The following is a 14020-nucleotide window of genomic DNA, read 5'->3' on the forward strand; positions in this document are numbered from 1 at the left end:
GTGAGTGGATTTGGTCGTCCAGACGACCAAATCCACTCACATCTACAAGATCGGCAGGTACGTCGACAGCTCGTACGGCGTGACGTTGCGGCGGTAGTTGTCCCACTCGGTCCGCTTGTTGCGCAGGAAGAAGTCGAACACGTGCTCGCCGAGGATCTCGGCCATCAGGTCCGACTGCTCGAAGGACTGCAGCGCGCCGTCGAGGTTCTGCGGCAGCGTCTGGTACCCCATCGCCCGGCGCTCGCCCTCGGTCAGCGACCACACGTTGTCCTCGGCCGCGGGCGGCAGCTCGTAGCCCTCGGAGATGCCCTTGAGGCCGGCCCCGATGATCACCGCGTAGGCCAGGTACGGGTTGGCCGCCGAGTCCAGCGACCGGACCTCCACCCGCCGCGACGACGCCTTGCCCGGCGAGTACATCGGCACCCGGACCAGCGCGGACCGGTTCGCGTGGCCCCAGCACACCGCGGTCGGGGCCTCGCCGCCGACCACCAGGCGCTTGTAGGAGTTGACGAACTGGTTGGTCACCGCCGACATCTCGCGCGCGTGGCGCAGCACGCCGGCGACGAACGCCTTGCCGGTCTTGGAGAGCTCGAACGGCTCGGCGGCGTCGTGGAAGGCGTTCTGGTCGCCCTCGAAGAGGCTGACGTGGGTGTGCATCGCCGAACCGGGGTGGTTCGTGAACGGCTTCGGCATGAACGAGGCGCGCACGCCCTGGGTGATCGCCACCTCCTTCACGAGGTAGCGGAACGTCATGATGTTGTCCGCCATGGTCAGCGCGTCGGCGTAGCGCAGGTCGATCTCCTGCTGGCCGGGCCCGCCCTCGTGGTGGGAGAACTCGACGGAGATCCCCATCGCCTCGAGCGCCTCGATGGAGCGGCGCCGGAAGTGCGGCGCGACGTCGTGCGACGCCTGGTCGAAGTAGCCGCCGGTGTCGGCCGGGAGCGGCGGCGACCCGTCGTCGGGAAGTCCGCGGAGCAGGTAGAACTCGATCTCCGGGTGGACGTAGCAGGTGAAGCCCGCCTCGGCGGCGCGGGAGAGCGCGCGGCGCAGCACGTGCCGCGGGTCGGCCCACGACGGCGAGCCGTCCGGCATCGTGATGTCGCACAGCATCCGCGCCGAGTAGTGGTCGCCGTCGGTGTCCTCCCACGGCAGCACCTGGAACGTCGACGGGTCCGGCTTCGCGACCATGTCCGACTCGTAGACGCGGCTGAAGCCCTCGATCGACGACCCGTCGAAGCCGATGCCCTCGGCGAACGCCCCCTCGAGCTCGGCGGGCGCGATGGCCACCGACTTGAGGTACCCGAGCACGTCGGTGAACCAGAGCCGCACGAAGCGGATGTCGCGCTCGTCGAGCGTCCGCAGGACGAACTCCTGCTGGCGATCCATGTCCCGGACCCTAAGGAGACGGTGTTACAGGGACGTCACAGGGGGGTCCTGCGCTGCCCGCCCGTTCGGGTCGTTCGTCACCCGTTCTCCGGGCACTTGGCGTTCGGCGGCGCCGGGGTGCCGTCGACGAGGTAGCGGGTCACGATCGCGTCGACGCAGGGGAAGCCCTGGAACGACGCCGTGTGCTGGGTGCCGACCTTGGTCAGCAGCGAGCCGTTCAGCGACTTCGCGAGGTCGACGCCCGCCTGGTACGGCGTGGCCGGGTCCCCGGTCGTGGAGACGACGAGCGGCGGGGCCAGACCGGGCGCCTTCGGCAGGTGCGGGCCGCCGGTGGCCGGGGTCGGCCAGAACCCGCAGGTGTCCAGCGCGGAGCTCGCCCCGCGGCCGGAGTCGAGGAACGGGGCGGCCTCGTTGTACCGGTTGGCGCGGTCGAGTGCCTGGGCGTGGTCCCTGACCTGCGGGTCGTCCACGCAGCGGATCGCGTTGAACGCGTCCTGCTGCGGCGAGTACGTCCCGTCCGGGGCGCGGTCGTAGTACTGGTCGGCCAGGTTCATCAGCGACTGCCCCTGGCCCTGGGTCAGCTCGGTGATCCCCTGGCGCAGCTGCGGCCACATCGAGGTGGCGTAGAGCGCCTGGATGGTGCCCTGCTGGGCGTCGTTGTAGGACAGCACGCGGCCGTCGGGCAGCTTGATCGGGTTCGCGATCAGCGGGCGGGTCAGCTGCTGGTAGCGCGCGGTCGCCTGGGCCGGGTCGGTGCCCAGCGGGCAGCCGGGCTTCGACGAGCAGTCCTTCGCGAACGCCTCGAACGCGCCCTGGAAGCCACGGCCCTGGTCGATCAGCTGCTCGGTCGGGTCCTGGTCCGGGTCGACGGCCCCGTCGAGGACCATCGCGCGGACGTTCTTGGGGAACTGCTCGGCGTAGGTGGAGCCGATCCGGGTGCCGTAGGAGTAGCCGATGTAGTTCAGCTGCTTGTCCCCGAGCACCGAACGCAGGACGTCCATGTCGCGGGCGACGTCGCGGGTGCCGACGTTCGCGAGCAGGTCCACCCCGGTCTTCTGCGCACAGCCGTCGGCGGTCTGCTTCGCGGCCGCCTCGGCCTTGGCGACGCCGGCCGGGGACGGGTCGAGGATGTCGGTGTCGCGCTGGGCGTCCTGCTGCTGCGCGGTCAGGCAGTGGATCGTCGGGGTGCTCGCCCCGGTGCCGCGGGGGTCGAAGCCGACCAGGTCGAACTTGCGGGCGACCTCGGTGTTCTTCATCAGCAGCGAGAGCTGCGAGGCGATCTCGATGCCGGAGGCGCCCGGTCCGCCCGGGTTGACCAGCAGCGACCCGATCCGCTGGGTCGGGTCGGTCGCCTTGAGCCGGGAGATCGCGATCTGCGCGGTACGACCCTGCGGGTTGGTGTAGTCCGCGGGCACGTCGACCTTCGCGCACTCCATCCCGGGCTGGCCGTAGTACTCCTTCTGGTCGTCCGTGGTGGCGAACGGCAGGCAGGAGCCCCAGGTCGGGCGCTGCGAGTAGAACCGGGTGAGGTCCGGCGGCACCGAGCCGGGCGCCGGGGAGGTGCTGATCGGCGGCACCGACGACGCGGCCGTCGGGGTGCTCGCGACGTCCGCGCACCCGGCGGCGCTGACGAGCACCGCGGCCACCGCGACGAGGCGCAGCACCCCCCGGTGCCCTCGTCGGCGCCTTCTCGGGCGCGTCGAGGCGCCGTCGTACCGGTTCTCGGTTCCCGCGCCCCGTCGCGTCACGCGGGCCATCCTCGCAACCGCCCGGTCAGGTCTCCGTCCGCCCCCTTCGCAGGGCCGGGAGGGGGGCGTGGTTGTGAAGCTCGTCCCACCGTGCCCCTCCTCGCTTCGCCGGAGCCCTCCGTGGTGCAACGCTCCGGCAGTCCGACCACGAACCTCGGCACGCCCGGGGACCCGCACCGCGGGCCTCGAGGCAGGAGGACCTGACGATGACGTCACCCCAACAGGACGCTGCCCGCACCACGGTCGAGGCGCCCCGTCTCCCGAAGCGCGTCCGCATCCACCACCTGCAGCAGTGGAAGGACGCCGGCGAGCGCTGGCCGATGCTCACCGCGTACGACTTCCCCACCGCGCGGATCTTCGACGGCGCCGGGATCCCGGTGCTGCTCGTCGGCGACTCGGCCGCGAACAACGTGCTCGGCTACGACTCGACGGTGCCGGTGTCGGTCGACGAGCTGCTCATGCTCACCAAGGCCGTCGTGCGGGGGGTCTCCCGCTCCCTCGTCGTCGCCGATCTGCCCTTCGGCTCCTACCAGTCGTCGCCCGCCCAGGCCCTGGAGACCGCGGTGCGGTTCTTCAAGGAGGGCGGCGCCTCGGCGGTGAAGCTCGAGGGCGGCGCGCAGTACGCCGGGCAGATCCGCGCGCTCACCGACGCCGGCATCCCGGTGATGGCCCACCTCGGCTTCACCCCGCAGAGTGAGCACGCCCTCGGCGGGTTCCGCGTGCAGGGCCGCGGCGCCGGCGCCGAGAAGCTCATCGAGGACGCGCTGGCCGTGCAGGCGGCGGGCGCGTTCGCCGTCGTGCTCGAGATGGTCCCGGCCGACGTCGCGAAGCGGGTCACCGCCGAGCTTCGGGTCCCGACCGTCGGGATCGGCGCGGGTCCGGACACCGATGCGCAGGTCCTCGTCTGGCCCGACATGGCCGGCCTGAACACCGGCAAGGCGCCGCGCTTCGTGAAGCGCTACGCCGACCTCGCGGGCGCGCTGGGTGGCGCGGCCGAGCAGTTCGCCGACGAGGTCCGCGAGGGCGTCTACCCGACGGCGGAGCACTCGTTCGAGTAGGTGCGCTGCGCGCCCGTGAGCAGTAAGTGACGCTCTGGCGTCAATGACTGCTCACGGGCCGTCAGGCACCCAGGCACCCGGCGAGCTCCGTGTTCAGCGCCGCCACGGCGGCGTCGCACGTCGCGGAGATCCCGGTGAAGCCGAGGAACCCGTGCACCAGCGACGGGTGCTCGCGACGCCGGACGTCCACGCCCGCCTCGGTCAGCGCGTCCGCGAAGGCGTGCCCGGCGTCGCGCAGCGGGTCGTAGCCAGCGGTGGCGACGATCGTCGGGCCGAGCCCGGCCAGGTCCGCTCGCATCGGCGAGAGCCGCGTGTCGCCCGTCGGTGACGTCCCGGCCAGGTACAGCTTGCTGCACGCGACGACGTCGGCGGCGCCGAGGAAGTAACCCTCGCCGTTCCCGCGGATCGACGGGTAGCGGCCCTCGAAGTCCGGCGGCGGGTAGACCAGCAGGGTCCCGACGGCGGGGGTGCCCGCGTCGCGGCGGGCCAGCGCGGCCCCGGCCGCGAGGTTGGCTCCGGCGCTGTCGCCCGCGAGCCCGAGCCGGGCGGGGTCGGCGTGCCAGCGGTCGGCGTGCTCGACCACCCACTCGACCGCGGCGAGGGCGTCGTCGTACGGCGCCGGGAAGGGGTCCTCCGGGGCGAGCCGGTAGTCGACGGCGACGACGACGGCGCGGGTGTCGTCGGCGAGCCGCTGGGCGACGGGGTCGTACACGTCGCCGCCGCCGAGGACCCAGCCGCCGCCGTGGACGTGCACGACGATCGCACCGGAGTGCTCCGACGCCGGACGGTGCACCCGCAGCGGCACCGGGCCCTCCGTGACGAGTTCCGGGGCGCGCTCGACCGGGAGCGCCGTCTCCGCCATCACCGCCGCGTACCGGGCCCGGGCCGTGGCGATGCCCTCGACGGTGTCGGTGCCGGCGAACATCGTCGGCTCACCGTGCTCCCGACGGCGGGTCAGGAACGTGTCGAGGTCCGGTTCCAGACCGGCATCGCCGTGATTCGCGGAAGCCACGAGCGGTGAGCCTACGAGGACAACCACCCCACCGTGTCCTGGTCCGTGTGGGGGACAGCGGAGCAGACTCGTCACTGCCGCCCAGTCCCGCCGGTCGTTGCCGAATCGACACCTGAGCCGAGGGCAACCGCGCCGGGGACGACACGTCTGACTCCATGCCGGGCTCGATCGATCACGAACGAGCCCGGTGCACCTCCCCCCGTCGCACGGTCCGCCCCCGAGAACGAAGGATCCAGCGCCTCCGATGGCACTCCCCTACAACGCCCCGACCCTGCCCCGCATCGCTCTGGCGGACCTGCGCGCCGATCGCCTCTCCGCCACCGGGACCACGGCCCGGCCGACCCCCGAGGTCCTGGTCCGTGCCCGGCACATCGCGACCTCGCCGGTGACCGCGCTCGTCGTCATGGCCCTCGGGCTGCTCGGACTGTTCGCCCTGCCGGTGGTGGGTCTGCTGTTCGTGGCCGTGGTCGTGCTGCCGGTGGTCATCTACCAGCTGCGCGCCGAGCAGCGCCGCACCCTGCGTCTCGGGCGCCGCTGACCCGGGTCCCGCCCGGCACCGCCCCCGGCTCCCACGCGGAGCCGGGGGCGGTCGTCGTTCGAGGGGCCCGTCGGTCAGAAGGAATTGACCCCGGACGACGCCGCGGCGCCGATGATCACGACGATGAAGAAGACGATGAAGAGCACGCCGAGCGCGATGATGATGTAGCCGATGATCAGCCCGGCGAGCGCGATCCCGTCACCCGACTCGGGCCCCTCCCGGATCTGACGTCGGGCGATGTGGCCACAGATCACGCCGGCGATCGCGGTGACGCCGAAGAAGAAGCCCAGCAGCGACAGCACCAGCGAGACGATCGCCAGCCCGTTGGTCGGGGCCGCCACCGGAGCGGAGTAGCCGTAGGGCCCCGGCTGGCCGGCTCCGTAGGGCTGCGCGCCGTACCCGGGCTGCGGGTAGCCGGGCTGGCCGTACCCCGGCTGACCGTAGGCGGGCTGGGGGTATCCCGGCTGGCCGTACCCGGGCTGGCCATACCCCGGCTGGGGCTCCCCAGCCTGCGGGTAGCCCGGCTGCGAGTACCCGGGCTGGCCGGACGAGCCGGACTGGCCGAAGGACCCGGACTGGCCGTAGGACCCCGAGTCGTACGGCGAGCTCCCGGAGGACTCGGACGACGCCGAGCCGGACCCGCTGCCGGGGTACGCGGTCGGCGGCGGATAGCCGCCGCCCGAGCCCGACTCCGACGAGGACCCCGGGCTCGACCCCGTCGACTCCGACCCCGCCTGCTCCCCCTGCGGCCTCGCGAACGGGTCGCCGTCCCGGGGCTCGCCGTCCGGCTCGCTCATCTGACCCACCCCCGACCCGGCCCGCCGGCGGCGTCCGGAACTCCTGGTGGGCGGACACCTCAGGTCCACCCGTGTGAGGCGGAATCCTCGCACGCATCACCGACACCGACCCCCCAACGACGCGAATCGGTCGCGACGGGATCGGGCGCGGCAGAACCTCAGGACGACGAGTGCCCGGAGGACTTCGAGCCTCCCGACGACGGCGAGCCCGACGGCTTCGAGGATGCCGACGACGGGGCCGAGGACGCCGACGGAGCCGACGAGCTCGAGGAGGGCGACGTCGAGGGCGAGGCCGAGGACGTCGGGCTCGGCGTCGTCGTCGACGGCGGCTTCGGCGTGGTCGGCTTCGGCGTGGTCGGCTTCGGCGCCGTCGACGACGGGGCGCTGGACGTCGGCCGGGTGGACGTCGGGTCTGTGGTGGCACTCGGGGTGGTCGAGGTCGGCCGCGAGGACGGCGCCCCCGTCGAGCCGGCCGGCGACCCCGCCGCGGGCGCCCCCGGCCCCGCGCCGCCACCGGCGCCGGAGCCGCCGAACCCGCCCGCCGTCCCGCCCGCGAGCGGTGCCGGGGCGGCGGGCAGGGCCCGGGCCGGGCCCGCCGAACCGCCCGGTCCGGGGAGCGGTCCGTTCAGCGCGCGCAGGCCGACCTGGGTGCTGGGCGGCGGCGCGACGACGCTGCCGGGCGCCGGCCCGAGGTCGGTGATGGCCGGAGCCGCGACCGCGGTCGGCGCGATCGCCGGACCCTGTGGGGTCGGGGTCTGGACCCCCGCGAACAGCGCGCCGAGCCCCGGCGTCATCGCCAGCGAGGTCGAGGTGCCCGTGACCGTCTGGAAGACCGCCGTGCTGACCGCGGCCGCACCCATGAGCGACACCCCGGCCACCGCGACCCGACGACGCCGCGCCCCGCGCCCGTCGTCGGCGGTGAGGCACACCCACGCGGCGCCGGGGTCGAACGTCCCGCCGTCGACCCCCGCGGGGGCCGGCATCGACCTCGGTTCCACCGTGAGCTCCTCCTGTTCCTCCGCCCGGGCGGGATCGCCGCCCGGGCCACGACACCCGGACTCCTGCCCTGGTCCGGGCGTCGTGTTCACAGTCAAACTGACGAACGGTGTAGTCGTCCCTCTGACGATCAGGCGGCATGACCTGCGTCCGAGTGGGCGCAGGACTCACCCGCCGGAGTCGCCTCGGGGGCTGCGTGGACCAGCGGGAATGCCTGCCGGTCGCGGGGCAGCGCCCGCTCGTCGCGTCACGCCCGGGAGTCGTCCGGCGACGAACGGTCGGGCCGGACCATTCGTCATCCCCCGAACAGCCCTACGATCCGGGCCGTGCCCTCAGCCGCGTCCTCGTCCGCATCCGACCCGGACGACGACAGCACGACGTCGTCGGACGGCGCCGGCCTGCTGCCCGCCGTCGTCGGGTCCGCGCTGCACGAGGCCGGAACCGCGCTGCACCGCGTCGGCGCCGCGGCCGTGAACGTGCGCGACCGGCTCGTCTCCGGGCACCTCGCCGACACCCGGCGGATGCCCCGCACCGCGGTGACGGGCGACCGCGGCTGGAGCCTCTACCGCTACGCACCGCTCCCCCAGGGGCCGACCGGGGTGGGCGACCCGATCCTGCTCGTGCCCCCGCTCGGCGCGCCGGACCTCGCCTTCGACCTGCGCCGCGGCAACAGCCTCGTCGAGTTCCTGCTCGAGCAGGGCCGCACGGTCTACGTCGTGACCTACGACGCGGCGTTCTGGCGCGGCCGTCGTCGGGGGCTGGAGACCTGGGTCGACGACGTCGTCCCGACGGCCGTCGAACGCGTCGCCGCCGACGAGGGCGGCGACGCGCCGCGCCCGGTGCACCTCGCCGGCTGGAGCCTGGGCGGGCTGTTCGTGCTGCTCACCGCGGCCGGCCACCTGGAACTGCCGATCGCCTCGGTGACCGCGTTCGCCTCGCCCGTCGACGTCGACGCGGTGCCGATCGTGGCGCCCTTCCGGTCGATCGCCGAGTACACCGGCGGGCAGATCTTCACCACGGCGTACCGGCTGCTCGGCGGCTTCCCGGCGCCCGCCGTCCGGGCGGCGTTCCAGCTCGCGAGCGTCGACCGGTACATCACGAAGCCGGTGACGATCCTGACCCACCTCGACGACCGCGAACTGCTCGAGCAGATGGAGGCGGTCGACGACCTGATGAACAACATGGTCGCCTACCCGGGCCGGGCGTTCGGGCAGGTCTACCACCACGTCATCCGGGGCAACGAGGTCGCCACCGACTCCGTGCGGATCGACGGCCGGCCGGTGCGCCTGGCCGACGTCACCGCCCCGGTGCTGCTCATCGCGGGTTCCGACGACGGGATCGCGCCCGTCGCCGGGGTGCGCCGCGGGACCGAACTGCTGACGTCGTCGTCCGACCTGCGGTTCTCGGTGGAACCGGGCGGTCACCTCGGGGTGCTCGCCGGGCGGCGGGCCCGGGACCACTCCTGGGCGACGTTCCTGGACTTCGTCAGCACCCACGACGACGAGGCGCTCGACGACGACCGGTGAGAACCACACGCCTGTGATTCGCCGTCAGGGGCGCGCGTGGTGATCACGAACGGGTGTCGTACGGTCGGCTCGCCCTGCTCCCCAGCGGAAGGACAGCCGCGTGGCCGTCACCCTCAAGGCAGCTCTGCTCGACTCCGACAAGCGCGGATACGTCGTCGACGACCTGGCCAAGCTGGTCGACGAGGAGGTCGCCGACAAGAGCGGACTGTCCGGCGGAATGATCAAGACCGGGTACGCCGCCGTCAAGAAGATCAAGCCCGGCATCATCTGGGGCGCGATCAACACGCTGCTCGACGAGTTCGTCGAGGCCCTCGAGCCGCACTGGACCGCCTACAACGCCTCGCCCACCGGCGACTTCGGCGCCTACCTGGCCGCCCACGCGCAGCCGGTCTCCGAGGCCCTGCTCGGCGTCACCGACCGGCGGGCGGAGAAGTCCAACCGCCAGGCCATCACGTCGGTCTACTCGAAGCTCCGCCCGAAGGGCCAGGAGAACGTCATCGCGGCGCTGCCCCGGCTCGGCGCCGTCGTCGAGAAGCACGCGCAGCAGTAACCGCCCGCTTCGCGCTCGTGTGCACCAATTCGTTCCGGCACGGATTGGTGCACACGACCGGGGGCCATCCGACCCCCTCCGGACGGACAGGTGGCCGAACCCGGCGATCTCCGAGAGGGTGACCGGATGCACATCCTCACGGTCCTGTACGGGCAGCCCGACGACCCCGCGGCGTTCGACAAGTACTACGAGCAGACGCACGTCCCGCTCGCGAACAAGATCCCCGACTGCCGGAGCTTCACCTACCGGCACGTCGCCACGCTGGACGGCTCGAAGCCGCCGTACCACCTCATCGCCGAGCTCGCCTTCGACTCCCTCGAGTCGCTGCAGGCCAGCATGGGCGGCCCCGAGGGCCAGGCGGCCGCGGGCGACGTCCCGAACTTCGCCACCGGTGGCGTGACGATGCTGGTGGCCTTCGACTAGGTGCCCTCCGGGCTCGTGAGCACTAATTGACGCTATGGCGTCAATTAGTGCTCACAGGCGCGTCAGCGCACCTACTGCACCTGGTGGGGCAGCCGGCGGATGGTGCCCTCGGCCCGCAGGTCGGCGAGCGTCGGGTACCCGTCCACCGCCATGATCAGGTCGGTCTCGGCGAGCACCGAGCGCAGGTGGTGCACCACGCCGTCCTCCCCGCCGAGCGCCAGCGCGTAGGCGTACGGCCGGCCCAGCCCCACCGCCGACGCCCCCAGCGCCAGCGCCTTCGCGACGTCGGCCCCCGAGCGCACCCCGGAGTCGAACAGCACCGGCACGTCCCCGGCCGCCGCGACGACGTCGGGCAGCGTCTCCAGCGCCGGCAGCCCACCGTTGGCCTGCCGTCCGCCGTGGTTGGAGCAGTACAGCCCGTCCACCCCGAGATCGATCGCGCGCCGGGCGTCGTCGGGGTGGCTGATCCCCTTGAGCAGGATCGGCATGTCTGTCGCCTCGCGCATCCACGCCAGGTCGTCCCACCCGACGCTGTTGCCGAACTGGCCCGCCCACATCCCGACGGCGCCGCGCAGGTCCTCCTCGGGCGGCGCGTCGAGCAGCGACCGGAACGCCGGGTCGGAGAAGTAGTTCGCGAGGCAGTGCCCGCGCAGCTGCGGGAAGTTCGCGGTGTTGAGGTCGCGGGGGCGCCAGCCGGTCACCCAGGTGTCGAGGGTGACGACGAGGCCCCGGAACCCCGCCTTCTCGGCCCGCTGGATGAGCGACACCGCCACGTCCCGGTCGCGCGGCGTGTAGAGCTGGAAGAACCCCGGGGTGTCGCCGAGCGCCGCCGCGACGTCCTCGAGCGGGTCCTGCGAGAGCGTGGACATCACCATCGGCACCCCGGTCCGGGCGCAGGCCCGCGCGACGGCGAGGTCGCCGTGGAAGTCCTGCGAGCAGAGGCCGATGACGCCGATGGGGCAGCAGAACAGCGGGGTCGGGAGGTCGATGCCGCAGATCGACGTCGTGAGGTCGCGCTCGTACGCGCCGGCCATCATCCGCGGCACGATCCCCCACCAGCCGAAGGCCTCGGCGTTGCCGCGCTGGGTGCGCTCGTCGCCCGCGCCGCCCGCGACGTAGTTCAGGATCCAGTCGGGCAGGGCCGCGGCGGCCGCGCTCTCGAGCCCGGCGAAGTCCACCGGCCAACGAGGCAGCACGCCCTTCAGGCCCGCCCCGTAGATCTCCAGTTGGTAGTCGCCGTACTGCATCGTCGGCCCTCCTCGAGCGCTGCGTCCTCGTGGAGCACCGAAACACACCCGGGGCATCGTCGGCAGGACCGAACCCGCCGCCGGTCGGCTGAAGCAGGTGTCGGGGGCTCCCTGGAGCGTCGACACCTTCCCCGGCGGGTGATCATCGGGCACCAGGCGGGGTGATCGTGGGAGCGGGACCCCGCCAGGTGCCCGGTGATCTCGGGCGGCGGCAGCGAGCGCCCCACCCGCCGCTCCCCCGACCCGCTGCGCGTGATCGCTAACCTGGCGGGCGTGGACACCGCCCTCGTGGCCCGGTTGCGCCGGGCCGGCTGCGTGTTCGCGGAGGACGAGGCCGCGCTCCTGCTCGCCGAAGCAGACGACCCCGACGCGCTCGAGGCGATGACCGCCCGCCGGGTCGCGGGCGAGCCGCTCGAGCACGTCCTGGGCTGGGCGGCGTTCCGGGGACGGCGGGTCGCCGTGACCGCCGGGGTGTTCGTCCCGCGGCAGCGCAGCGGCCTGCTGGTCGACCGGGCGGTCGCACTCGCGAAGCCCGGCGCCGTCGTCGTCGACCTCTGTTGCGGCTCGGGCGCGCTGGGCGCCGCGGTGGCCGCCGAGGTGCCTGACGTCGAGCTGCACGCCGCCGACCTCGACCCCGCAGCGGTCGCGTGCGCCCGTCACACCGTCCCGCCGGGCGCCCGGGTCCATCACGGTGACCTCGACGCGGCCCTGCCCGCCGACCTGCGCGGCCGCGTCGACGTGCTGCTCGCGAGCCCGCCCTACGTACCCACCGCCGGCCTCGCGACGATGCCGCCCGAGGCGCGCGAGCACGAGCCCCGCGTCGCCCTCGACGGCGGCGACGACGGACTCGGGGTGCTGCGCCGGATCGCCGCGCTCGCGCCCGACTGGCTCGCCCCGGCCGGCGCCGTGCTCCTCGAGTGCGCCGGGCACCAGGCGGACGCGGCCCGAGCGGCGGTCGCCGACGCGGGTCTGTCCGCCACGGCCGAGCACGACGACGAGGCCGACGCCACCGTCGTCGTCGGGCACCGGGAGCCGCGGTGACCGTTCTCGAGGTCCTCGCCCGCCGGCAGGAACAGGGTCCCGACGACGGCGGGGCGCGCGTCGCCCTCGTCCTCGAGGGCGGCGGCAGCCGCGCGACCTTCTCGGCCGGCATGGCGGCCGCCGTCGAGGACCTCGGCCTGACCCCGCTGCTCGACGACGTCTACGGGGTCTCGGCCGGCTCGCTCAACGCGGCCTGGCTGGTCGCCGGCAAGGCGCGCGAGGCCATGGCGCCGTGGACCTCCCGGTCGGTGATGCGCGGGACGATCGACCCGCGCCGGGTGCTGCGCGGCGGGCGGGTGGTCGACCTGGAGCACCTCGTCGAGCACGTCTACGTCCACGAGGCACCGATGCCCTTCGCGACGATCCTCGCGAGCCCGGTGACCTACCACCCGATGGCCACCGACGCCGCGACCGGCGACTCGACCGACCTCGCGCCCCTGCTCGACGGACCCCCGGCGCTACGACGCGCGCTCCAGGCGAGCTCCACGCTGCCGGTGCTCGCCGGTCCCCCGGTGCCCTTCGCGGGCCGGCGCTGGGTCGACGGCGGGCTCTCCGAACCGGTCGCCGTGCACACCGCGCTCGCGAACGGCGCCACGCACCTCGTCGTCCTGCGCACCCACCCCGGCGCCCACGCGCCGGCCGAGCCACCCGGCGTCGTCGACGTGATCGTGCGGCGCTGGCTGCGCCGTCACGCGCCGGGGGTGGTGGACGCCTGGTTCCACCGGGTCGAGCGGGCGCGGGCCACCGAGGCGCTGCTCGCCGAGCTCGAGGCGGACGGGCGCGTGCTGCACGTGCGCCCGCCGGACGACGCGCCCGCGGTGTCACGCACCTCGACCGACCTCGGCCTGCTCGCCGAGGCCCTGAGGGTCGGTCACGAAGCCGCGAGCCGGGCGCTCGAACCGCTCACGCCGCAGCAGGCTCCGCCCGGTCCCACAGGTCGTGGAACATCGCGATGTTGAGCTCGTAGGCGGTCTTCACCTCGTCGACGACGCGGGCGCGCTCGGCCTCGTCCCACGGGGCCGCGTCGAGCAGCGCGCGGTAGTGCTCGCGGAAGCGCGGCACCGGCCCGAGGTCGGAGAAGTCGTAGAAGGCGGTGCCGCCCCCGGTCACGCCGTAGCGTCGCGGCAGCAGCGCGGCGACGGCCTGGCCGCCCGCGACGTCGCCGAGGTAGCGGGTGTAGTGGTGCGCCACGAACCCGGCGGGCCAGTCCGCGACCTCGCGGATGCGGGCGGCGTAGCGCTCGGTGGACGGCAGCGGTTCCGGGTCGGTGACACGAAAGAAGTCCAGGTCCGCGGCGATCCGGTCCCGGCGCCGGAGGGTGTCGATGACGAACGGCCCGGCCACCGGGTGCGCGGCGAGCGTGTCGCTCACCGACTCGAGCGCGCCGTAGACGAACGAGTACTGCTCGACGAGCCGCGCGTAGTCGGCCACCGCCAGACGCCCGTCGAACAGCGCGTCCATGAACGGTGAGTGGTTGGCGCGCTGGTGCGCCTCCAGCGTCGAGCGTCGGACGGACTGGTGGAACGGGATCGCGGCCGAGGACGTCGTCTCGGACACCGGCAACCTCCTGGTGGGCAGGCGGACCCTGAGCACCGCGTCGTGCGACTCGACCCTAGGCGCGACCGGCGGGTGAGGGAACCCTAAGTCGATCGATCACCGGTTGCTGCTGTTGTCGCCGCATCGATCGCGGCGCACGAT

14 protein-coding genes are annotated in these 14020 nt (G+C 73.6%); 7 read left to right on the forward strand and 7 right to left on the reverse strand.

The window, feature by feature from the left end; all coding sequences use genetic code 11:
• Positions 1-42: 42 nt before the first annotated feature.
• Both LQ327_RS24490 and LQ327_RS24495 read right to left on the reverse strand, forming a co-directional pair.
• Entirely contained in the window at positions 43-1386 is a 1344-nt protein-coding gene (locus LQ327_RS24490; RefSeq protein WP_230738393.1) for a glutamine synthetase family protein, read from the reverse strand.
• A gap of 77 nt (positions 1387-1463) precedes the next feature.
• On the reverse strand, positions 1464-3134 hold the full coding sequence (locus LQ327_RS24495; RefSeq protein ID WP_230738394.1) for an alpha/beta hydrolase: 1671 nt from the start codon (positions 3132-3134) through the stop codon (positions 1464-1466).
• A 206-nt stretch (positions 3135-3340) separates the two neighbouring features.
• Here LQ327_RS24495 and panB point away from each other — a divergent pair, with 206 nt between their 5' ends.
• Entirely contained in the window at positions 3341-4192 is an 852-nt protein-coding gene (panB, locus tag LQ327_RS24500; RefSeq protein WP_230738396.1) for a 3-methyl-2-oxobutanoate hydroxymethyltransferase, read from the forward strand.
• A gap of 61 nt (positions 4193-4253) precedes the next feature.
• On the opposite strand, the gene LQ327_RS24505 is transcribed toward panB, so the two are convergent.
• Positions 4254-5204 carry an alpha/beta hydrolase gene (locus LQ327_RS24505; protein WP_230738398.1) on the reverse strand — a complete coding sequence of 317 codons (951 nt, stop codon included), beginning with the start codon at positions 5202-5204 and terminating at the stop codon, positions 4254-4256.
• Between the two features lie 244 nt (positions 5205-5448).
• On the opposite strand from LQ327_RS24505, the gene LQ327_RS24510 reads away from it, so the two are divergent.
• Positions 5449-5742, forward strand: coding sequence for a hypothetical protein (locus LQ327_RS24510; protein ID WP_230738399.1), 294 nt, complete (start codon positions 5449-5451; stop codon positions 5740-5742).
• A gap of 74 nt (positions 5743-5816) precedes the next feature.
• On the opposite strand, the gene LQ327_RS24515 is transcribed toward LQ327_RS24510, so the two are convergent.
• Both LQ327_RS24515 and LQ327_RS24520 read right to left on the reverse strand, forming a co-directional pair.
• Positions 5817-6539 (reverse strand): DUF4190 domain-containing protein, encoded by a 723-nt coding sequence (locus LQ327_RS24515; protein WP_230738401.1) that lies wholly within the window; start codon positions 6537-6539, stop codon positions 5817-5819.
• 158 nt (positions 6540-6697) lie between these two features.
• The gene (locus LQ327_RS24520) at positions 6698-7537 is read right to left on the reverse strand and encodes a hypothetical protein (RefSeq protein WP_230738403.1); all 840 of its coding nucleotides are present in this window, start codon (positions 7535-7537) and stop codon (positions 6698-6700) included.
• Between the two features lie 324 nt (positions 7538-7861).
• Here LQ327_RS24520 and LQ327_RS24525 point away from each other — a divergent pair, with 324 nt between their 5' ends.
• From LQ327_RS24525 to LQ327_RS24535, 3 genes are all read left to right on the forward strand, one after another.
• Positions 7862-9061, forward strand: coding sequence for a polyhydroxyalkanoate synthase family protein (locus LQ327_RS24525; protein WP_230738405.1), 1200 nt, complete (start codon positions 7862-7864; stop codon positions 9059-9061).
• A 100-nt stretch (positions 9062-9161) separates the two neighbouring features.
• Positions 9162-9611 carry a DUF6918 family protein gene (locus LQ327_RS24530; protein WP_230738407.1) on the forward strand — a complete coding sequence of 150 codons (450 nt, stop codon included), beginning with the start codon at positions 9162-9164 and terminating at the stop codon, positions 9609-9611.
• Between the two features lie 126 nt (positions 9612-9737).
• The gene (locus LQ327_RS24535; RefSeq protein ID WP_230738408.1) at positions 9738-10034 is read left to right on the forward strand and encodes an EthD family reductase; all 297 of its coding nucleotides are present in this window, start codon (positions 9738-9740) and stop codon (positions 10032-10034) included.
• Between the two features lie 71 nt (positions 10035-10105).
• On the opposite strand, the gene LQ327_RS24540 is transcribed toward LQ327_RS24535, so the two are convergent.
• The gene (locus LQ327_RS24540; protein ID WP_230738409.1) at positions 10106-11281 is read right to left on the reverse strand and encodes an alpha-hydroxy-acid oxidizing protein; all 1176 of its coding nucleotides are present in this window, start codon (positions 11279-11281) and stop codon (positions 10106-10108) included.
• 264 nt (positions 11282-11545) lie between these two features.
• Here LQ327_RS24540 and LQ327_RS24545 point away from each other — a divergent pair, with 264 nt between their 5' ends.
• Positions 11546-12322, forward strand: coding sequence for a putative protein N(5)-glutamine methyltransferase (locus LQ327_RS24545; RefSeq protein WP_230738763.1), 777 nt, complete (start codon positions 11546-11548; stop codon positions 12320-12322).
• Positions 12319-13281 carry a patatin-like phospholipase family protein gene (locus tag LQ327_RS24550; RefSeq protein WP_230738411.1) on the forward strand — a complete coding sequence of 321 codons (963 nt, stop codon included), beginning with the start codon at positions 12319-12321 and terminating at the stop codon, positions 13279-13281. The genes LQ327_RS24545 and LQ327_RS24550 overlap by 4 nt, the downstream gene beginning before the upstream one ends.
• Here LQ327_RS24550 and LQ327_RS24555 read toward each other — a convergent pair.
• Complete coding sequence (locus LQ327_RS24555) at positions 13226-13879, reverse strand: biliverdin-producing heme oxygenase (RefSeq protein WP_308286368.1); 654 nt, start codon at positions 13877-13879, stop codon at positions 13226-13228. The two genes, LQ327_RS24550 and LQ327_RS24555, sit on opposite strands and share 56 nt — an antisense overlap.
• Positions 13880-14020: the final 141 nt, after the last annotated feature.

This window comes from Actinomycetospora endophytica, from assembly GCF_021026375.1.
In the GTDB taxonomy this organism is placed as follows: Bacteria; Actinomycetota; Actinomycetes; order Mycobacteriales; family Pseudonocardiaceae; genus Actinomycetospora; species Actinomycetospora endophytica.

Bases quoted from the DNA above. Each gene is read 5' to 3' on its own strand.
- LQ327_RS24490 (WP_230738393.1), bottom strand. From the start codon at position 1,386: ATGGATCGCCAGCAGGAGTTCGTCCTGCGGACGCTCGACGAGCGCGAC.
- panB (WP_230738396.1), top strand. From the start codon at position 3,341: ATGACGTCACCCCAACAGGACGCTGCCCGCACCACGGTCGAGGCGCCC.
- LQ327_RS24510 (WP_230738399.1), top strand. From the start codon at position 5,449: ATGGCACTCCCCTACAACGCCCCGACCCTGCCCCGCATCGCTCTGGCG.
- LQ327_RS24515 (WP_230738401.1), bottom strand. From the start codon at position 6,539: ATGAGCGAGCCGGACGGCGAGCCCCGGGACGGCGACCCGTTCGCGAGG.
- LQ327_RS24535 (WP_230738408.1), top strand. From the start codon at position 9,738: ATGCACATCCTCACGGTCCTGTACGGGCAGCCCGACGACCCCGCGGCG.
- LQ327_RS24540 (WP_230738409.1), bottom strand. From the start codon at position 11,281: ATGCAGTACGGCGACTACCAACTGGAGATCTACGGGGCGGGCCTGAAG.